We start from the raw sequence: 20,074 nt of genomic DNA, 5'->3' as shown, positions 1-20,074 counted from the left end.
CAGATGGATCTCTATTAGCTTCAGTGCTGCGGTAATACCTGTGCACTGAAATATTGTTTTATTGATACTTTATACAAGTAAATATTATGCGGCTGTTTTATCAACCCCGCAGAGGTGCAGATATTCCTTCATGGTTATTTTACCCTCCATCAGGTAAACATATAATACATCAAGGTCTACCTTTTTGCTTTCCAGTTTATTCACCATTTCTTCGTCAAAACTCAGCTCTTTAATAATTGTTTCCATATTATAAAATTTAACATCACAATTGCGGATATCGCAATCAAACTCTTGTACATATGTAAAGCAAACGTGAACGCTAATGTGAAGCAATCAAAAATTATGGCTGAAGCAAAAGAGGAGGTATAACTGACACCAGGCTAAGCGGATAAATTACCCCATAAAAACGATGCGCTGTAAGACATATTGCGCTATTAAAATGCAAAGATAATAAAAATTATTTATACCTGGATCAAACAGAATTAGGAGTCAAAATTTTAAGCTTTTATATTGAAAATAGTGTTGATAAAAGCATAGACCGTGCCGGGGAGGAAATGCTGAATTACAGACCAACCGGCAAAGGGTTATTGCAAAACGACTACCAAACAAAGACGGGTAAAAACATGTTATGCTTTACTCAACAATTCCAACACAGGCTTACCTTTTCCATCCGGGGTTGTATAGAATGGGCGTTTCTCTATTTCATATTGTTTATCTTCCGGTATACCAAGCGCATGATATATTGTTTGATGTATCTGGTCAATTTTAACAGGGTTTTCTATTGACTTGCATGGACGTTCATCGGCAGTTTTGCCGTATACAAAACCCTTTTTAATGCCTCCGCCAAACATCAGTATGGAACAACCATCTGTAAAATGCCTGTGCATACCGTAAAACTTCAAATCATTTAAAATATCCGGTTGATTTACCTGCTCCTGAACTTTCGCATCCGGGCGGCCTTCAACCATCATATCGCGGCTGAATTCACTTGCCAGGATGATCATTGTTCTGTCGAGATGGCCGCTCTGATCAAGATCTTTGATCAATTGTGCAACCGGGGCATCAATCATTTTTTTCATTCCGGCCATTCTTGTATGCCCGTTTTCATGTGTATCAAAACCCATGAATGGCTCATACTCTGTAGTAACACTTATAAATCTTGCGCCCTGTTGTGTAAGGCGCCTGGCTAATAAACAGCCTAACCCGAATCTTCCGGTATTATATATGTCATAAGAAGCCTTGGGCTCAAGACTAAGATCAAATGCTTTTGCCTCAGGAGAATTTAAAAGCATATAAGCCTGTTCCATAGAACGTTTCAAAGATTCCTTTTGATAATCGCTTCCAAATTCACTCAAAGGGCTTTTATTAATGAGATCAGTATAGAGCTGATTACGTTTCTCAAAACGTTTTGCATCCATGCCAACAGGCGGTCGTACACTTTCCAGTCCCTGGCTGGGATCCGGAATCATAAACGGTGCATATTCACTGCCCAAAAACCCGGCAGTATGAAATGCCTTTAATTCTTCCGCTTCGCCTACGGTAAACCGTTGCCCTATATCTACGAATGCAGGTATAACTGGATTTTTAGGACCTAATTCTTTTGCAATCCATGCTCCTATATGCGGGGCCGCCACAGTTTGCGGTGGCTCATAACAGGTATGCCAATGGTATTGATGGCGTGAGTGAAGGATATGTCCCATATCTGCAGCAACATAAGAACGGATCAATGTGCCTTTATCCATTACATTGCCAATAGACTGTAAGCCTTCCGAAAAATTAATACCATCCAGCACCGTAGGCACTGGTTTGAAAGTGCTCAATACACGGTTACCTTCCATGCCTGTTTCAAATGGTGTGTATCTTTTAGGATCAAATGTTTCAGTATGTGCCATACCGCCGGCCATCCATAATAATATAACGGTATCAGCAGAAGTATTGCCTGCAATTTTATTTTTGCTATTGCAGCCGCTTAATATAGCAGGCACAGGAGCCGCCGCCGCCATGGCGGCTAAAGTTGCCGCGCCGGTTTGCCTTATAAAGTCTCTTCTGTTCCAATTGCGCTTCATGTCATTATTATTTTGAATTGAAAGACCCGTGATGTTTAATCAAAGTTACAAAAGTGAATAGTCAATAGTGAATAGTCAATCAAGAATCGTCCATTCACCATTGACTATTCACTATTCAGTATATCAGCTGAAACTCCGGATGCAGGGCCATTGCCCACATAAAATCCTGTATTGCCGCTTCTGCCGGATTATTGCCTAATGCTTTTTCTGCCACTTCTTCTTCAGCTTTACCAGGCAATCTGCCTATGGCACTCCGGTAAACTTCCTTCACCAATGTTTTAGTATCAGGATATTTGTTTTTCCATTTAGCTGCGCCATGCTTCATGGCATCATTAAATTTTGAACCATTGGTTAATTCTAATGCCTGCAATAAACTTGCCTGCGAGGTACGACTGGTAGAAACCGTTTCCCGGTTCGGTCTGCCAAGTGCAGTTAAGAAAGGATCATTCTTTACAAGAGATGCCCTTGCAAAAGGGATATTCCTGTTAAAATCTTCCGGCAACAATTTAAATACAGCCATGCTATCAGCATAAACTGGTTGTATGGCAACACTTACCGCATCTGAAAATTCTTCTGCGGTCAGTCTTCTGCGCAGCATTCCGTTAAATACATAATTAGGCGACATTATCTCCTCTGGTTCTTTAACACCAACTGAAGGAAGCTGATATGTTTTCGAAGTAAGTATCTTATAAATGAGTTTTTTGATATCATATCCGTTTTCAACAAAATCATATGCAAGCCAATCCAGCAGATCCTGGCTCCAGGGAGCATTATCCATTACATCAACCGGCTCCACTATTCCGCGCCCCATTAACTGTGCCCATATCCTGTTTATCAATGTACGATACAGTCGCCCGTCTTTAGGTTGCACCAGCAGATCTGCAAGCTGTTTAAGGCGCTCCTGCGTAACAGCATTGGTATCAATTTCACCTAATTCTTTATACAGCATACGCCGTGGCGCCATAATGCCGGTTGGTTTGTCGCAACGGTTAATTTCGAGTATGCTATCGCTGAACAAATTAGCAAAAGCGTATGAGTCTTCCAGTTTCCAATCGCTGATAAAGCTATCGTGGCATGACGCACACTTCAGGTTTAACCCTAAAAATACCTGGGCAACATTTTGCGCAGCCTGCATTTCTGTACGCTGACTTGAGTTAATCGTTCCTCTCCATTTAATACCTTTTACAAAACCCTGCGATTCTTTATCTGGGCTAACCAATTGCCTTACAAATTCATTATATGGTTTATTTTCTTTTAAAGAAGCATACAACCATTTGGTGATATCCCATCTGCCTCCTGTAATATAACCTGTGCCGGTATAATCATTACGCAACGCATCATTCCAGAATGTGAGCCAGTGTTGGGCATAATCATCATCGCGGGTAAGCAACCGGCTAACCAATGCTGAACGTTTGCCCGGGTCTGCATCTTTAAGAAAAGCATCTATTGAATCAGGGGGTGGCAAAAGCCCTGTAACGTCAATGTACACACGCCTGATATATGTTCGGTCATCAACAGGCGCTACCCATTTTATTTTATTTTTTTTAAAGTAATCATTTACAAAAAGATCTACCGGATTGCTAAGATCACCTGTTACTACCGGAATTTTTGGAAGGCGCGGGGCTAACTCAGCCACCCTGTATAAACTCTTTAGCTCACCGCTTGGCCAGGGAGCACCCTGTTTGATCCAATATTCAATAACAGCAATTTCTTCTTTGCTCAGGGCTTTGCCTTTGGTAGGCATTGCTTCCTTATCGCTTCGCGGAAGTTTGATACGGCGCAATAACTCGCTTGTATGTACATCGCCCGGAACAATTACTTTGCCATGCTCACCGCCTTTAAAAATCGCTTCTTTTGAATCCAGCCTTAACTCACCCTTTACTTTTGCAGAGCCATGACAATTGTAACAATTATGTGCAAGAATTGTTCTCACCTGCAGGTTCAGTTCCTGTATCTGTGTTTCATTTAATGGGCCGGCTTGTGCGGTTAGCACAAAATTAGCCGCGGTGGTTTGTCCTTCTCCCGGAGCATCTTTACCAGGCAAAACGCTTGTCAGGTAGTCTTCACCATGCGTAAGCGATGCTCCATAATGTCCTGCTATGGTTACTCCAAGTACTGTAAAAGTAAGCAGTGTCCGTTGTACAGTTCTGTTCGAAAATGCATAAGCAGCCGCACTAAGCAATCCAAGAACCATTGTAGCAATTCCTGTCCATTTATGAATAGAGAATACATCACTTCCATATTCTTCGGTGCCTGCTAATAGTAATCCAAGTATTACAGACAGAACAGCAGAGGCTGCGCCTGTGTAAACCAGCATTTTTATTGCAACATTGTACTTGCCGGATTTTCTGCCCAACAATTCCATGAACAATGCAATAAACAATAAACTGATAGGGAAGTGAACAATCATGGGGTGCAGCCGTCCTAAAAAAGCCCAAAGCCAAAAAACGGGCTCTTTAGCAACTTCTTCAGTTGGCTCTGCCATACCCGGCACAGCAAAAAGCACAGACACTGCAAATAGCACTGCAAAACTTTTTACGAAAAACTTCGCAGAACTGGTTGAAATAATTTGACCGGTAAATAAAACTTTCAAGGATTTCATTTGTGGAAAAGCAAGCTTGATTTACAAAGAACACAATTTAAAAAGATAAATGAAAACAACCATCCTGTACTATAAGTCTTATTACAAGTATATATAAATAAGCTTATGCGTTAAAGCTTAATAAACTTCAATGCATATGTTTTTCCTTCAAAGCTCAGGCGAACAATATAATTTCCGGGAATAAGGTGCTGTATATTGATCTTTTCAGAAGCGGTCCTGGTCGTTTTTCTGGATATACCTAATAATTTCATATCGTTGCTGAATATTTCAATTACCGGATTTAATACAGTTTTGCCAAAATTAATGTGGATGTATCCAACTGCCGGAACAGGGTATATGGAAGGAGTTGTACTGTTATCAAAATTTACATTTACCGTGCTGCTGTAATTAAATCTGCCGTCATTATCCACCTGCTTTAACCGGTAATATATTTTTCCTGAAGCAACCGGGTTACGGTGCAGAAACTCATAGGAGGATATTGTATTGCTGTTCCCTTTACTGTATATCCTGCCTGCAACTGTAAAGTTTACAGCGTCATCACTTTTTTCTACCTCAAAATAGCTGTTATTAATTTCTGAAGCTGTTTGCCATTGCAGCAAAACATCATTTTCATTAACAGCAAGGGCTTGCAATGTAAGCCACTCAACCGGTAACGCGGCATTGCTTATCACACCTATGCCATATGCAGAAAACCCGGTGTTGAAACGGGCAGTTAACGCATATGCATCACCATAACGGTTAACCTCATATAATTGAACCACTTCTATATTACCTGGCGGCGGATTTTCAGGAGACACTGAACTTACAGGAGCATGCGCTTTAATCATTTTTATATCGTTCCATTGTACTCCGGTTCCCTGCTCATATCCATCTTTTTCTGTTGAAGTATAGTAAAGCGTCAGTTCATATTTACCATCAGGATTATTTCGCTGAGGAGTAATTAAAAAAGTTTTTTGTGCAAGAAATTGCGATTTTACATTATTTAAGAAGGCCGCTACTGTATTACCACACCTGTCAATACTGATATTTGTACAGCCGTAGTTCCAGTAACTCAGGTTTTTAATTTTACCGAGAATTTTTCGTGGAGAAGAGTTGTCGTAAAAATAAATTTCAGCATAAGGCCCAAGATATCCTGAAGCAGAAACCGAGATAGTATCTGCAACGGCATTTGCAGGTTTAATACACTCGAATTGTATAACTGGTCGTATACCATTTGAATAATAAGATACAGATGTAAAATTTGCCTGGCAGCCTTCATTGGTTGAGAATATTGTATTACCACGATCAACATATCCGGTATCTGCAAACGCATACATATCATCCAATCCAAAACCAGCATCCTTATCATTATCAATACAGATTTCAATTACAATATTATCCACTCCGTTCCATGCAAACGGAACGTTGAACTTAAAATAATTCCATCCCTGGAATGTTGTGTAGGATGAAAGGCTGGATACTGTTGAAATATTACTTACAGTATATATTGTACCATTGTCTACCAGGGCATTATACTGAGTGTGCCCCATTTTTACAGTAATATTTTTAAATGGTTTTAAAGTTTGTTTTTGAAGATAAAAACTAAAGCCTGCAATATTCCCGGCTACTATTCCTGCGCTGCGTAGTTCGTTTGCGCGGTATAAAATCTGGCTTTTTTGTGATGTGACTTCTCCATTAAAAATTTTAGTACCTGTAATTTCAGGGTCGTATAAACCCACCCGCCGGCTGACTGTAGCACCTGGGGGCGAGGGTTTTTCGTCTTTAGGCAACAGCACAATACGCATGGTAGTAATAGCTGTACCTTTTAATGCGTCAGTACCATCATCAATTGAAAACCCAAGTTTTAATATGCGTGGTTGAGCATAATGCTCATCACTGAATACGCGTACTTTAAAAGGTTGTGCATTGTATTGTCCTGCCGGAAAAACAATGGACTTACCTGCCGGGAAGTTAAAATCAATATTTTCAACGGCAGTTGAACCTGTATCAACAAATAATTGTGCTGTTACCTGTTTCAATGGTTTGTTACTGATAGAAAGATTAATTGTATAATCTTTATAACTACGGCACTCAATGGTACGATATGAAGTTCTTTCCAGTTCAGTATATTCCTTTTCAAAATTAATTTTCGGCTGACAAACAGGGCTTTGATGGGTAGGTAATATTGCAGTTGAAGTAATAAGCGTTTTACGGTCTTCTAACAGCAAACTGGCCAGCATACGCTCTTTTTGCCCCGGCGTAAAGAGCGTATTACAAGCCGTATAGTTCATGAAATTATTTTCTGTTCTTATAGTATACGGTTGATTATTGTTGCAGGGATTTGGACCGGTGCGGCAGGTGAAATCAATCGTTCCATCACTGCCTGCATTGCGGGATATTGGTTCTGTGTCATCAACCATATCACCTTCTCCAACAGGGCATTCACCCTTACCATTTGACCCTTCAAAAGGATGATACAAATTAAATGCGTGCCCTATTTCATGTACTAATGTTGTTGACCCTCTTTTCATGTGCGAAGCAAGCATAACGGCTCCATCAATAGCACTACTGTTGGGCAAATAAGCATACCCGGCCACAAATGGCGCTTCAAATCCATCCTGACCATTAATTTTATTTACCACATAAATATTATAGTACCTTGATTTATCCCAGATGATCGACGCTTTCATAGCAACATCAGCAGTCACATCCTGGTAATTAGCTCCATTTGCAACATAGTCCTGGTTGGCTGACATATTAACCCTGTTTATGCCATTGGTTGGATTACAATCAGGATCGCGTTGAGCTAATACAAACCTGATTCCGATATCCCCGGCTGCGTTAACTCCCGCAGGAGTAAGCATACTGTTAGTACCACCATAAACTTCGTTCAGGTAATCTATTGCTTCTATAATTTTAGTATCGGTGGGATTATTTTGTGTTCCGATATCTTCGCCGGTATGCAAAATATGAACCACTACAGGAATGCTATAGGTTGTCATAATCCTTTTTTCAGCACCGGGTTGTTTTCTTTTTTGCAGGATGATTTGCTGAATCGCGGCCTCGTTATCAGCAATTGATTTCGCAACAGAGGGAAAATGCTTTTTCAAAGAAGTATTTATGTGGTCAAAACCACAGGTTGTTTGAGTATAAGCATGCGAAAAAGTAAAAAAACAGGCTAAAAATAGTCCCCACCACCTATGCAGAATTAATATTCTTCGCATAAACTTGCAAAAAAGTGAAATAAACCTGACGTTTTTTTATTGACGTACTGATATATACGCCAATAACTTTAAATCAATACTTCAAGAGTCTTTCGTTGGGACATTACAAGTGGATTAGAAGCTGATAGAGGATTTCATTTCCTGAGTTTTACAAAGATACGCTAAGGAATAATCTCTTGATTTAAATCTGTATTTTTTTTAAATATGAGGTATGGGGATGGAATTGCACAAATCTATAAATACTGAGAAAGAAAAGGGAGGTCCCGAGCGGATTCGAACCGCTGTAGGAGCTTTTGCAGAGCTCTGCCTAGCCACTCGGCCACAGGACCATTTTACGGGGTTGCGAAAATAGGATATTTTTACGAACAATAACAAATATATTGATATGCATCAAATTGCAGCATCTGAATTAATCCTTAACAGCCGTGGCGCTATTTATCACCTGGATTTATTACCGCATGAACTGGCCCATACCATTATTACCGTAGGTGATCCGGACAGGGTATCGGCTGTAAGCAAATATTTTGATACCATCGCATACCGCCGTCAGCACAGGGAGTTTGTTACACACACCGGGCGCATCGGCAACAAAAATATTTCGGTTATTTCTACAGGTATTGGTACTGACAATATTGATATTGTAATGAATGAACTGGACGCACTGGTTAATATCGATTTAACATCCAGAACAGTAAAAGATGATTTTACAGCACTGCAGGTTATCAGGATCGGCACTGCCGGATCATTACAGGCAGATATTCCTGTTGACAGTTTTGTAGCCAGCTCGCATGGCATAGGTATTGATAATTTGCTGCATTTTTACCGGCACGATTATAACATGGAAGAAAAGGAACTCCTGCAATCTTTCATAACGCAAACACAACTGCATGACAATATTGCTATCCCATATATAAGCAGTGCAAACGTTGGACTTATCAAACATTTCACTCAAAACTATTTTAATGGCATAACCATAACATGCCCCGGATTTTATGGACCCCAGGGCAGAATTTTACGAATGGGCGTAAGCCACCCGGGATTTATAGACCGCTTAACGGAATTTAGTTTTGGGCAGCACCGCATTTGCAATTTTGAAATGGAAACATCAGGAATTTATGGATTGGGAAAAATTTTAGGACATCAGTGTTTAAGCCTGAGCGCCATCGTAGCAAACAGGGTGAACAAAACATTCAGTAAAGATGGTGCTGCCGCAGTTGATGAGCTTATACGAAAGACACTGGAAATAATGGTGGGGATTTGAAATTTGAGATTGGTGGATGAGGATGTGAGGGGCGTTTATTGTTTGTGGTTTGTAGTTTAAAGTTGTGAGCCCTAACTAATAACCGTTTGCAACTGAAAGCTGAAGGCTGATAGCTGACACCTGATACCTGACCGATGATTGCCAACAAACCAATAACTTTGCAGCGTTTAATAAAATACATAATGGACATAATTTTCTATAAATACCAGGGCACAGGCAATGATTTTGTGATTTTGGATAACAGGGCACATCAATATGACGAACTTACCAATGAACAGGTAAAATTTTTATGCGATCGAAAATTTGGAATTGGCGGAGATGGTTTAATGCTGCTCAACGAGCATGGTAATTACGATTTTGAAATGGTGTATTACAACGCCGATGGCAATGAGGGAAGCATGTGCGGGAATGGGGGAAGATGTTTGGTAAGGTTTGCTTCTGATGCCGGCATTAAGAAAAGTCATTATAAGTTTATTGCTACAGATGGCTCTCACGAAGCTGAAATTGATTTTAATGGAGAAGTAAGGTTAAAAATGAAAGATGTTGTTTCTGTACAGGAAGAAGCAGACCATTTTGTGCTGAACACAGGTTCGCCTCATTATGTAAAATTTATTAAAAATCTGCAGGAAGCTCCTGTAAAAGAAGAAGGCAGTAAAATACGCAACAGCAAACCATTTAGCGAAGAAGGTATTAATGTAAATTTTGTAGAGGAACTTGATGAACATACCATATTTGTGCGTACATATGAACGTGGTGTTGAGGATGAAACATTGAGTTGCGGAACAGGAGTAACAGCGGCAGCATTAGTATCGGCTCATAATGAAAACGGGTTTAATGAAATAGATGTAAAGACAATCGGTGGCAATCTTTGCGTAGAATTTGAAACTATCAATAATACTTCATTCTCCAATATATGGCTCCGGGGCCCGGCTGAGTTTGTTTTTAAAGGTCAAATCAGGCTGAAATGATTTTTATGTTTGCTTTGGCAAACCTACCTTCGCCGCGATGATTCAATACTTCAAAAATATTGAGGGAGTAACTACAGCTGTAGAAAAGGCGGATAATGAAACTTGGGTAAATATTTTACCCCCGTTAAAACATGAGGAATTTGCTGAAGTAGCCAACACCCTTGAAGTGCCCATTGAATTTTTGCAGGACTCACTTGATATTGATGAACGTTCGAGGTTTGAGATTGAAGACAATGTGAAGCTTATTGTTATTAAAACCCCTACAGAAAATAACTCCTTTAACGAAAGTGATGCCTTTTATATTACGATTCCTATCTGTATAATCCTGACACATAACCAGATTGTAACTGTTAATTCTTTTGAAAACGGAGCTATAAAAAAATTCCTGAATACTTTTCAAAACAGGCATGCGGATAAAAAAAGCATGATGGTGTTAAAAATCTTTGAGAAGATAACCCAGGCATTCATGGAATACCTGAAAGAAATCAACCATCGCCGCAATATCCTGGAGCAAAAGCTATATGCATCTAACCGTAATGAAGAGTTGCTTGAATTGATGCGTATACAAAAAAGCCTCGTGTATTTTGTTACAGCACTCCGCTCTAATGAAATGTTATTGCTGAAATTATCCCGTACTAATTTCCTGGCATTAAATGAAGATGAGAAAGAAGTACTGGATGATCTTGTGGTAGATATGTCGCAGGCGCTTGAAATGGCCAATATATATACTAATATCCTCAGCAGTACGCTGGATGCTTTTGCCAGTATTATTTCCAATAACCAGAATATGGTTTTAAAAAGGTTGACATCAATCACTATCATACTCCAGTTTCCCGTGTTGATTGCCAGCATTTATGGTATGAATGTTCCTATCCCCTACCAGCATCAACCCCATGCTTTTTATATTCCTATAATTCTTGCGCTTTCCGTTTCAATTATTATGGCTGCATATTTTTTGAGAAAGAAATGGTTTTAGAAGTTTGTGGTTTATGGTTTGTAGTTTATGGTTTTTGCGAACCCGCCCGGATGAAGCCTGAATTAAATGTATGTTGTGACGGGTGAAGCAATCTGTTGGTCAGTAGTACAAAAGTTGAGCATTAGTACAAAAGCCCGGCAGACCTGCCTGCCGCAGGCTGGTATCTCACCCGCGCAAAAACGATGATAGTAAGTTCCCGTGTTGCTCGTTTATAATGAAGATGTCTTCAGCAATCTCCTGTAGCTGTTGCAATTTGCCTTAGATTTTTTCTAAAAGCAAGATCTCCCACCTTACACCTTAAACCCTATACCTTCCTCCTTATATACTATATTTGAACAAAAAAATGTTCAACGTCAGGGTTTACGGTCTTCTTATCAACGATAAAAAACAGGTACTGGTAAGTGATGAATATATCAGGGGCAGCTATTATACCAAATTCCCGGGTGGTGGTTTGGAGTTTGGCGAAGGCACAAGAGATTGCCTCAAGAGAGAATTCATGGAAGAGATGAACCTTAATGTAGAAATAACCGATCATTTATATACTACCGATTTTTTCCAGATGTCTGCCTTTACGCCCGATCACCAGATCATTGCCATATACTATGCCGCCAAAGCGCTGGAGCCTATTACGGTGCCGCTTCGTACCAAACCATTCGACTTTGATGAAAAACAAATGGAAGTTTATAACAAAACCGGCGAAACAGAAACTTTCCGCTTTATTGACCGGAATGATTTTTCTGGCGACAGCGTAACGCTGCCTATAGATAAAGTTGTGGCTGAGTTAGTAAAGAAAGCTGGCAGCTATGGGCTATGAGCTGTCAGTAATCATTGGTTGCAGGTTACAAGTCTCAAGTTCCAGGTTCACGTTTCAGGTTACCGTATGAAACCACAAACCATAAACTACAAACTATAAACGTCCCTCACATCCTCATCCACCAATCTCAAATATCCAATCTCAAATTTCAAATCTTCCCCATTGCCGCTTTCTTCATCTGCATGGTTAATTCACTGCCAAAATACCTTTCAATTCGTTTTTCTGCCCAATAAATAACCGGGGTAAGCAATATGGCTACGGTTGCTTTATACATGTAATTCATGCAGCACACTGCTATCACCTGCTTCCATGTCCAGTTATTACCGAATTTAAAAGCAATGGTAAGCACAATAAAACTGTCTATTAACTGCGATACCAATGTTGAGCCTGTTGCTCTCAGCCATATCTTTTTTTCTCCTGTTATCTTCTTGATCTTATGAAATACAAATACATCAACCAACTGGCTCACCAAAAAGGCAACCAGGCTTCCGAAAATGATCCACATACCCTGTCCGAATATACCATTGAAAGCTAGTTGCAGGTCATCAATGCCATCCTGCTTTTTTGAAGCCGGCCACCAGTCTGCCGACGGAATATGAATGCTTACATAAAACATAATAAACGCGTAGCTGATTAATGCTACGGCTGTATAACTTATCCGTTTCACCGCTTTAGGTCCGTAATATTCATTCACAATATCTGTTATTACAAACTCAAGCGGCCACAGCAATACCCCGCAGGTAAGAGAAAAAGACAGTCCGCCATAGCCTAATATGGTAAAATTTACAGGTTCAAATCCAAACAATTTCTCGAGAGAAAATATTTTACCACCTATACATTCAGCTATTAAAGCGTTAGCAACAAAAAAAGCAGTAATAGCAATGAATAGTTTGGTGGGCTTATCTTTAAGAATGGCTGATATCATATTAGTGTCTTAAAATTAAAGGGAAGATTAAAAATAGCATTAATTTGCCGCCTTAAATTTCAACAGGTGAAAAATTTCAATTTCAAAGCGCTTGTACCTCATCTTATTGCTATAGGCATTTTTTTAATTGTAGCGGTTATATATTGCCGCCCGGCACTGGAGGGTAAGGTTTTATTTCAAAGTGATAATGTGCACTGGAAAGGAATGGCACAAAACTCTTTTGAATACAAAGCACAGAAAGGACATTTTCCCTTTTGGAATACACACCTTTTCAGCGGTATGCCAAACTACCAGGTGGCAATGGAGGCAAAGTCTTTCATACCTAACCTGCATGCTGTATTTACATTAGGTCTGCCTAAACCGATAGGCTTCTTCTTTTTAGCCTGTCTCAGCTTTTATATACTGTGCTGCACATTAAAAATCCGGCCGGCAATTGGCATTTTGGGCAGCCTGGCTTTTGCTTATGCCACCTATAACGCGCTGATAATTGCAGCAGGACATGATACCAAGATGTGGACAATGGCTTATATGCCCGCGCTGCTTGCAGGACTGTTGCTTATTTATCAAAAAAAATACTGGATAGGATTAGCTGTTGCAGTTATAGCCGGCAATTGGGAAGTGGCATTCAGCCATCCGCAGATTACCTATTATTTTGTAATTGCCGCGGGAATAATTACACTGGGTTATATTGTAAAATGGGTAAAAGAAAAAGAATGGAAGCATTTAGCTATATCAATTGCTTTAGCAGCCCTTGCAGGCATTGCCTCTGTAGCAAATTCAGCAATGACCCTGCTCACTACTGCTGAATATGCAAAATATACCATGCGCGGTGGTAAAACAATTGAAACTTCAGGTACGGAAATAAAAAAGGCTGATACAAAAGGGCTTGATAAGGACTATGCTTTTCAGTACAGTATTGGAAAGAGTGAGATCCTTACCGCATTTATGCCGGGCGTTTTTGGTGAAAGCTCATTCATGCATTTCGATGAGGATTCAAAGCTGGTAAGCGAGCTGGTAGCAAGAAACATCCCTGAAAACCAGGCCAACCAACTGGCGGCATCTTTACCCAGGTATTGGGGCGGAATGCAGGAAGCAACAGGAGGAACATTATATTATGGTGCTATCATTTGTTTTCTCGCTATTATAGCAATGGTAGTGATAAAGAATCCCATCAAATGGTGGATAGCCGCTGCTATCGTATTGTTTATCTTTATGGCATGGGGCAGAAATTTTTCAGGATTTAATGCTTTTTTGCTTGATTATTTTCCGCTGTATAATAAATTCAGATCCCCCAATACCGCGCTGATTATACCGCAGTTTCTGCTGCCGGTGCTGGCTGTAATGGGCTTGCAGGAAATCTTCTTCACTGCAAAAGGAAAAGAAGAACTGCAGGCATCACTTAAAAAGATTTACTATGCACTGGGCGGGCTTTTTGTGATAACCTTGCTCATTTATTTTTTTAATGATTTCAGAACTGCTGTTGATACACAGATATTAGCGGCTTATTCTAATCCTCAAAATGGCTCTAACGAAATAGGCACCGTTATTATAAACGCTTTAAAAGCGGAACGTAAAAGCATGTTCCTTTCAAGCATTTTCAGGGCTCTTTTTTTTGCAGGATTGGTAGTGGGATTATTATTCCTGTATATCAAAAATGCATTAAAACCTTTGCCGGTCATCATCATATTCACTGTTATTAATACAATTGATCTTTTGGTGATCAGCAACCGTTATTTAAACGCCGACAATTATCTTGATGAGGATAGCTATCAATCTCAAAGCTTTAATCCAACGGCTGCCAACACACAAATTTTACAGGATAAGGATGCTCATTACAGGGTGTACAATCTTTCACAGGACAGGTTTAATGATGCCATTACATCATATTTCCATCGTTCCATTGGTGGTTATCACCCGGCAAAACTGCGCATATACCAGGATTTGATTGAAACCCAACTTGCCAGGAATCCTATGAACATGGATGTACTGAATATGCTGGATACAAGATATTTGATCATCCCGCCGCAAGAACAACAAGGACAATACGGCGTATATAAAAATGACAGTGCGCTGGGTGCAGCATGGTTTGTAAAACATATTAAATATGTAAACGGCCCGGTAGAAGAAATTACAGCGCTTGACAAATTTGGACCGAAAGACACTGTTATTATTGATAACAGTCTGAAAAATATTGCCGGCAATGATCCTGTTTATGATTCAACGGCAACTATTAAACTGGAAGATTATGATAATGATGAGATAAAATACAGTTCCACAAGTAATTCGCCCCAGTTCGCGGTATTCAGCGAAATATATTATCCCGCAGGATGGAATGCCTATCTTGATGGTAAGAAAGTCAATTATGCTAAAGTGAATTATGTTTTAAGAGGCATGCCGGTACCGGCAGGAAAGCATGAAATTGTTTTCAAATTTGAACCTGCATCCTATTATACCGGGCAAAAGCTGATTTATTTTGGAAATATGCTGTTTTACCTTGCTTTGGCAGGTGCCGCTTTTGCACTGTGGAAACAAAGAAAAACTGCAACTGCCTGATGACAGGTCATGATAAGCAGATACAGGTATTGGCTATCGCGCCTTATCGCTTTCTTCCCGCCATTAATGGCGGACAAAAAAACATTGCCTTATTCTATAAATATTTTTCGGCACAGGTATCCTTTACCTGCGCAACGGTAAAAGGCACAACGAAAACCAACGATGATGGCAATTATGATTTGTTGACAATTTTTTCCAGTAACCCCCTCCGGTATATCAATCTGTTCTATTTTTTTTCTTTAAAAAAAATAATCCGGGAAAGAAGCATAACCCATGTATTAATTGAACATCCATATTATGGTTGGCTTGGCTGGTTGCTGAAAAAGCTCACAGGTATTAAGCTTGTTATTCACTCACATAATATTGAAGGGTTAAGATTTAAAAGCATCGGCAAATGGTGGTGGCGGATATTATGGCAATATGAAAAGATGGTTCACCGCACGGCGGATATAAGCTTTTTTATTACGCCAGAAGACGAATCCTATGCCATCGCCCATTTTGGATTGCAGAAAGATAAATGCGCAGTTATTACTTATGGTACAGAAAGAGTGGTTGCTCCTTCAAAAGAAGAAAAATCTGCTGCCAAAAAGATCATCAGTGCAAGGCATCAGCTCGATGCAGGAAAGCCATTATTGTTATATAGCGCCGCCTTAAAATATCCACCGAACCAGAAGGGATTGGATTTTATATTATCAGCATTAAATCCATTATTACTGAAATCCGGCCTGCCATATTCCATACTGATTTGTGGTAGCGGATTACCGGGCGAATACGATAATCTTAAAGCATATTCCAATCTTAATATTACCTACGCCGGCTTTGTGGATAATATTGATGAATATTTTACAGCAGCCGATATCTTCCTGAACCCAATTTCGGAAGGTGGCGGTATAAAAACAAAAGTGGTTGAGGCACTGGCGGCAAATTGCACGGTTATATCTTTTGAGGAAGGCGCATGGGGAATACCGGGAGATATAGCTGGAAAAAACTTGAGAATAAGTAAGCGTGATGATGCCTTTACATTTAGCCAAAATATTTTATCTAATCTGTTAATAAAAAATATTATACATATATATTTTTTTAATTATTTTTCATGGAAAAATATTGTACAACAAGCTGTGGCAAGATTTCGTTAATCAATTGCGAATTATTTATAATAAATATTATCTTCGTTTAATATTAAACTTTTTAAACACCTGAAAATGACCTTAAGACCCTATTTATTACTTGCCTTAGCAAGTTTTTTATTTCTCACAAGTTGTCAGAAAGAAGAAATCATTAATAACAAAGTACCTGTTGCAGAAGCCGGTGAAAGCCAGACAGTACAAATACAGGAGGGAGTAGGGACTGCTACGGCCACATTAACAGGTACCGGTGCTGATGCCGACGGCAATGTAGTAGCCTATATGTGGAGCCAGGTTTCCGGACCAGGTGCTTCAGAAATAGTTAATGAAGGTGCACCAGTTACAGAAGTAAAGGGATTAATTACAGGGTCCTACCTTTTTCAATTAATGGTGGTTGATAATGATGGCGCTACTGGAGTTGATACGGTGTCTGTGATTGTAAAAGGCCCTGAGTATATTACATTATCGCTGCAACCTGCCGACAATCCCGATGAAGCGATTATTTTCGGTAATTCAAGTATAAACGAAACCGGCGCTGATACCAAAGAAATAGGAGCCGCAGCATGGACAAAAGGCGGCAGTCCTATAGCAATTCGCGGAATACTTAAGTTTAATTTCAGCAGCATACCTTCAGGTGCTACCATTAAATCGGCAAAATTATCTTTGTACTCTCATCCAGCACCCATTAATGGTCATCAATATGAAGAAGTGAGAGCAAATTATGGTTCAAATAACACTATGCTTATTCAGAAGGTAACTGGCGCGTGGGATCCTCAAACGCTTACATTCAATAATCAACCTTCTTCTACTACTAATAATCAGGTTGTGATTCCTTCTACCGATCAGGCGTTTCTTGATTTGCTTGATGTAGATGTTACACAACTGGTAAAAGATATGACCGGATCTAATACCAACTATGGTTTCTTTCTAAGGTTACAGAACGAAGTATATTATAATTCAAGAATATTTGCGACAAGCCAATATTCTGACGCATCTAAACATCCGAAATTAGTTATAGTCTATTCAAATTAATAGTTAACAGAATTTCTTGTAATAAGGCCCCGGTGATATTCCATCGGGGTTTTTTCATTTATCGAACAGTTAATCTCTTTAAATTTTCAATTCCCCTAGCATTTATAAAGATGTTATTGTTCCTCTAAATCATTTAGTTTTGCTCAATTTTATACGCTCATGAAAGTTGTAATATTTGCCGGAGGGCTTGGAACAAGAATAGCCGAAGAAACAGATACCAGGCCAAAACCAATGGTTGAAATCGGCGGTAAGCCTATTCTGTGGCATATTATGAAAATATACAGTCATTACGGATTCAACGACTTTATTATTTGTCTTGGTTATAAAGGCTATGTCATCAAAGAATATTTTGTGAATTATTTTCTTCATAATTCTGATATTACTATTGATATAGCCAACAACAGGATGGAGGTTTTAGGAACGCACTCGGAAGCATTTAAAGTTACTTTGATAGAAACCGGCAGCACCACCAAAACTGCAGGACGTTTAAAACAAGTGCAGCAATATATCGGCAACGAAGATTTTATGCTTACTTATGGCGATGGAGTAGCTGATATAAATATTGCTGACCTTTTAAAATTTCATAAATCACATGATAAAATAGCTACCGTTACAGCTGTGCAATTAGAGGCACGCTTTGGAGGGATGGACATTAGCCCGGATAATGCAGTTGCATCATTTCGTGAAAAAGCAAAAGATGAAAGCAAATGGATAAATGCCGGTTTTTTTGTACTAAAGCCTGAAGTTTTCAAATACCTTCAGGGAAATATGAATGAAATGATGTGGGAAGACGAGCCATTGGAAAATCTTACAAAAAACAATGAACTGGTTGCTTTTAAGCACGAGGGATTCTGGAAATGTATGGATGCCATGCGTGATAAGCTGGAGCTGGAAGCCATGTGGCAAAACAATAATGCAAAATGGAAAAAATGGTAAGTAAACAATCGCTTGCACATTTTTACAATAACAAAAAAGTATTTGTAACAGGGCATACAGGTTTCAAAGGAAGCTGGCTATTGTTGCTTTTAAAAGAGCTGGGCGCCACTGTTAAAGGATATGCGCTGCAACCTGAATATGAACCTTCATTATTCAGCATCATCAATGCCGGTTCCCTTTCAGAAAGCGTTATTGCAGATATAAGAGATATGAATCACCTGAAAAAGGAAATAGCTATATTTCAGCCTGATTATGTTTTTCACCTGGCAGCACAACCGCTGGTTCGCCGTTCTTACAATATTCCTGCTGAAACGTTTGAAGTGAACGTTGCCGGTACAGCAAACCTGCTTGAAAGCATCAGCGCATTATCCAATAAATGTACTATTGTTGTTATAACAACTGATAAAGTATATGAAAATAAAGAACAACATATTCTTTATAAGGAAGATGATGCCTTGGGGGGCTATGATCCTTATAGTGCCAGTAAAGCCTGTACCGAGCTTGTAGTAAGTTCATTCAGGAATAGCTTTTTTAATATCACTCAATTTGATAAACACCAAAAGGCCCTTGCGAGTGCAAGGGCAGGTAATGTAATTGGTGGCGGAGATTGGAGTACAGACAGAATTATCCCGGATATTATCCGTTCGCTGCAAGCAAAACAAAATATTATAGTGCGCAATCCATCATCTGTGCGCCCATGGCAACATGTACTGGAACCTTTAACCGGTTATCTTTTATTGGGCGGATTACTTAACCAACATCATGAAAAATATTCAACAGCTTTTAATTTTGGACCTTTGCCAGGTGATCACCTGGCAGTAAAAGATCTTGTTAAAAAAGCCATTGAAAGTTGGGGCAGTGGTAACTGGACAGATGCTTCAAACCCTGGTCAACCGCATGAGGCAGGTTTATTACAATTAGATATAACCAAAGCGCAACAGGAGTTAAAATGGATACCAAAGCTGGATGCAGCATCATCCATTAATTGGGCAATTGACTGGTACAAGCAACCTGATAAGGAGAAAAAGGAATTCACACTACAGCAAATCAATACATATCTTGCTTTATGATCTTCTCCCCCACTCCATTAAAAGGCAGTTATATTATAGAGCCGGAACAGTTTACAGATAACCGGGGCTGGTTTGCAAGATATTTTTGTAAAAAAGAATTCAGCAAAATAAATCATGATAAGGAATGGGTGCAGATGAACCATTCGTTTACTGCGTCCAGGGGAACTATAAGGGGTATGCACTACCAGGTTGCACCCTACAGGGAAATTAAAATGATCAGGTGCATTGCAGGCGCCGTATTTGATGTAATTGTAGATATAAGAAAAGATTCTGCTACATTTTTGCAATGGTTTGGAGTTGAATTGTCTGCAGAAACCAAAAAGATGATCTACATTCCTGAAGGGTTTGCACATGGCTTTCAGTCATTAACTGATAATGCGGAACTATTATACCATCATTCTGAATACTATACTCCCGGCGCAGAGGGTGGGATAAAGTATGATGATGCCGGTATTAACATACACTGGCCATTACCGGTAAGTATCCTTTCAGACAGAGATGCCGCTTATCCATATATTGATAACAATTTTAAAGGAATATAAAT

The 20,074-nt window shown here is 39.5% G+C and carries 15 protein-coding genes and 1 tRNA gene; 10 read left to right on the top strand and 6 right to left on the bottom strand.

Annotation, left to right across the window (positions count from 1 at the left end; all coding sequences use genetic code 11):
* Nucleotides 1–84 precede the first annotated feature (84 nt).
* From DC498_RS26070 to DC498_RS02915, 5 genes are all read right to left on the bottom strand, one after another.
* Nucleotides 85–246 (bottom strand): hypothetical protein, encoded by a 162-nt coding sequence (locus DC498_RS26070; RefSeq protein ID WP_165813732.1) that lies wholly within the window; start codon nt 244–246, stop codon nt 85–87.
* A gap of 380 nt (nt 247–626) precedes the next feature.
* Complete coding sequence (locus tag DC498_RS02930) at nt 627–2,066, bottom strand: DUF1501 domain-containing protein (RefSeq protein ID WP_116872639.1); 1,440 nt, start codon at nt 2,064–2,066, stop codon at nt 627–629.
* A 115-nt stretch (nt 2,067–2,181) separates the two neighbouring features.
* Nucleotides 2,182–4,668 carry a DUF1549 domain-containing protein gene (locus DC498_RS02925; protein WP_206197514.1) on the bottom strand — a complete coding sequence of 829 codons (2,487 nt, stop codon included), beginning with the start codon at nt 4,666–4,668 and terminating at the stop codon, nt 2,182–2,184.
* 110 nt (nt 4,669–4,778) lie between these two features.
* Nucleotides 4,779–7,757, bottom strand: coding sequence for a zinc-dependent metalloprotease (locus DC498_RS02920; protein WP_165813731.1), 2,979 nt, complete (start codon nt 7,755–7,757; stop codon nt 4,779–4,781).
* Between the two features lie 372 nt (nt 7,758–8,129).
* Nucleotides 8,130–8,200, bottom strand: a tRNA-Cys gene (locus DC498_RS02915).
* A gap of 56 nt (nt 8,201–8,256) precedes the next feature.
* On the opposite strand from DC498_RS02915, the gene DC498_RS02910 reads away from it, so the two are divergent.
* The 4 genes from DC498_RS02910 to DC498_RS02895 all read left to right on the top strand — a co-directional run bounded on the left by DC498_RS02910 (nt 8,257) and on the right by DC498_RS02895 (nt 11,890).
* Nucleotides 8,257–9,132 (top strand): nucleoside phosphorylase, encoded by an 876-nt coding sequence (locus DC498_RS02910; protein WP_116872637.1) that lies wholly within the window; start codon nt 8,257–8,259, stop codon nt 9,130–9,132.
* Between the two features lie 182 nt (nt 9,133–9,314).
* Nucleotides 9,315–10,100 carry a diaminopimelate epimerase gene (dapF, locus tag DC498_RS02905; protein ID WP_116872950.1) on the top strand — a complete coding sequence of 262 codons (786 nt, stop codon included), beginning with the start codon at nt 9,315–9,317 and terminating at the stop codon, nt 10,098–10,100.
* A 37-nt stretch (nt 10,101–10,137) separates the two neighbouring features.
* Nucleotides 10,138–11,076, top strand: a complete 939-nt coding sequence (locus DC498_RS02900) for a magnesium transporter CorA family protein (protein ID WP_116872636.1) — start codon at nt 10,138–10,140, stop codon at nt 11,074–11,076.
* A 343-nt stretch (nt 11,077–11,419) separates the two neighbouring features.
* Nucleotides 11,420–11,890, top strand: coding sequence for an NUDIX domain-containing protein (locus tag DC498_RS02895; RefSeq protein ID WP_116872635.1), 471 nt, complete (start codon nt 11,420–11,422; stop codon nt 11,888–11,890).
* Nucleotides 11,891–12,038: 148 nt separating this feature from the next.
* Here DC498_RS02895 and DC498_RS02890 read toward each other — a convergent pair whose 3' ends face one another.
* A complete protein-coding gene (locus tag DC498_RS02890; RefSeq protein WP_116872634.1) occupies nt 12,039–12,815 on the bottom strand; it encodes a queuosine precursor transporter in 777 nt (258 codons plus the stop codon).
* 66 nt (nt 12,816–12,881) lie between these two features.
* Here DC498_RS02890 and DC498_RS02885 point away from each other — a divergent pair, with 66 nt between their 5' ends.
* The 6 genes from DC498_RS02885 (at nt 12,882) to rfbC (ending at nt 20,072) form a co-directional block, all read left to right on the top strand.
* Nucleotides 12,882–15,368: a YfhO family protein gene (locus tag DC498_RS02885; RefSeq protein WP_116872633.1), complete on the top strand. Its 2,487-nt coding sequence runs from the start codon at nt 12,882–12,884 to the stop codon at nt 15,366–15,368.
* On the top strand, nt 15,368–16,504 hold the full coding sequence (locus DC498_RS02880) for a glycosyltransferase (RefSeq protein ID WP_116872632.1): 1,137 nt from the start codon (nt 15,368–15,370) through the stop codon (nt 16,502–16,504). The genes DC498_RS02885 and DC498_RS02880 overlap by 1 nt, the downstream gene beginning before the upstream one ends.
* A 66-nt stretch (nt 16,505–16,570) precedes the next feature.
* Nucleotides 16,571–17,524 carry a DNRLRE domain-containing protein gene (locus DC498_RS02875; RefSeq protein WP_116872631.1) on the top strand — a complete coding sequence of 318 codons (954 nt, stop codon included), beginning with the start codon at nt 16,571–16,573 and terminating at the stop codon, nt 17,522–17,524.
* A gap of 159 nt (nt 17,525–17,683) precedes the next feature.
* Nucleotides 17,684–18,460: a glucose-1-phosphate cytidylyltransferase gene (gene rfbF / locus DC498_RS02870; protein ID WP_116872630.1), complete on the top strand. Its 777-nt coding sequence runs from the start codon at nt 17,684–17,686 to the stop codon at nt 18,458–18,460.
* A complete protein-coding gene (rfbG, locus tag DC498_RS02865) occupies nt 18,454–19,530 on the top strand; it encodes a CDP-glucose 4,6-dehydratase (protein ID WP_240627832.1) in 1,077 nt (358 codons plus the stop codon). The genes rfbF and rfbG overlap by 7 nt, the downstream gene beginning before the upstream one ends.
* Entirely contained in the window at nt 19,527–20,072 is a 546-nt protein-coding gene (gene rfbC / locus DC498_RS26355) for a dTDP-4-dehydrorhamnose 3,5-epimerase (protein WP_206197513.1), read from the top strand. Before rfbG ends, rfbC begins: the two co-directional genes overlap by 4 nt.
* Nucleotides 20,073–20,074 lie beyond the last annotated feature (2 nt).

It is taken from the genome of Terrimonas sp. (genome assembly GCF_003075435.1).
In the GTDB taxonomy this organism is placed as follows: domain Bacteria; phylum Bacteroidota; class Bacteroidia; order Chitinophagales; family Chitinophagaceae; genus Agriterribacter.
This window is presented reverse-complemented; position numbering and strand designations above follow the sequence as displayed.

What these genes read in the sequence shown, in the direction of transcription:
- DC498_RS02900 (WP_116872636.1), top strand. Translation starts at nt 10,138, where the DNA reads ATGATTCAATACTTCAAAAATATTGAGGGAGTAACTACAGCTGTAGAA.
- DC498_RS02895 (WP_116872635.1), top strand. Translation starts at nt 11,420, where the DNA reads ATGTTCAACGTCAGGGTTTACGGTCTTCTTATCAACGATAAAAAACAG.
- rfbC (WP_206197513.1), top strand. Translation starts at nt 19,527, where the DNA reads ATGATCTTCTCCCCCACTCCATTAAAAGGCAGTTATATTATAGAGCCG.
- DC498_RS02875 (WP_116872631.1), top strand. Translation starts at nt 16,571, where the DNA reads ATGACCTTAAGACCCTATTTATTACTTGCCTTAGCAAGTTTTTTATTT.
- DC498_RS02930 (WP_116872639.1), bottom strand. Translation starts at nt 2,066, where the DNA reads ATGAAGCGCAATTGGAACAGAAGAGACTTTATAAGGCAAACCGGCGCG.
- DC498_RS02910 (WP_116872637.1), top strand. Translation starts at nt 8,257, where the DNA reads ATGCATCAAATTGCAGCATCTGAATTAATCCTTAACAGCCGTGGCGCT.
- dapF (WP_116872950.1), top strand. Translation starts at nt 9,315, where the DNA reads ATGGACATAATTTTCTATAAATACCAGGGCACAGGCAATGATTTTGTG.
- rfbF (WP_116872630.1), top strand. Translation starts at nt 17,684, where the DNA reads ATGAAAGTTGTAATATTTGCCGGAGGGCTTGGAACAAGAATAGCCGAA.
- rfbG (WP_240627832.1), top strand. Translation starts at nt 18,454, where the DNA reads ATGGTAAGTAAACAATCGCTTGCACATTTTTACAATAACAAAAAAGTA.
- DC498_RS02880 (WP_116872632.1), top strand. Translation starts at nt 15,368, where the DNA reads ATGACAGGTCATGATAAGCAGATACAGGTATTGGCTATCGCGCCTTAT.
- DC498_RS26070 (WP_165813732.1), bottom strand. Translation starts at nt 246, where the DNA reads ATGGAAACAATTATTAAAGAGCTGAGTTTTGACGAAGAAATGGTGAAT.
- DC498_RS02890 (WP_116872634.1), bottom strand. Translation starts at nt 12,815, where the DNA reads ATGATATCAGCCATTCTTAAAGATAAGCCCACCAAACTATTCATTGCT.
- DC498_RS02925 (WP_206197514.1), bottom strand. Translation starts at nt 4,668, where the DNA reads ATGAAATCCTTGAAAGTTTTATTTACCGGTCAAATTATTTCAACCAGT.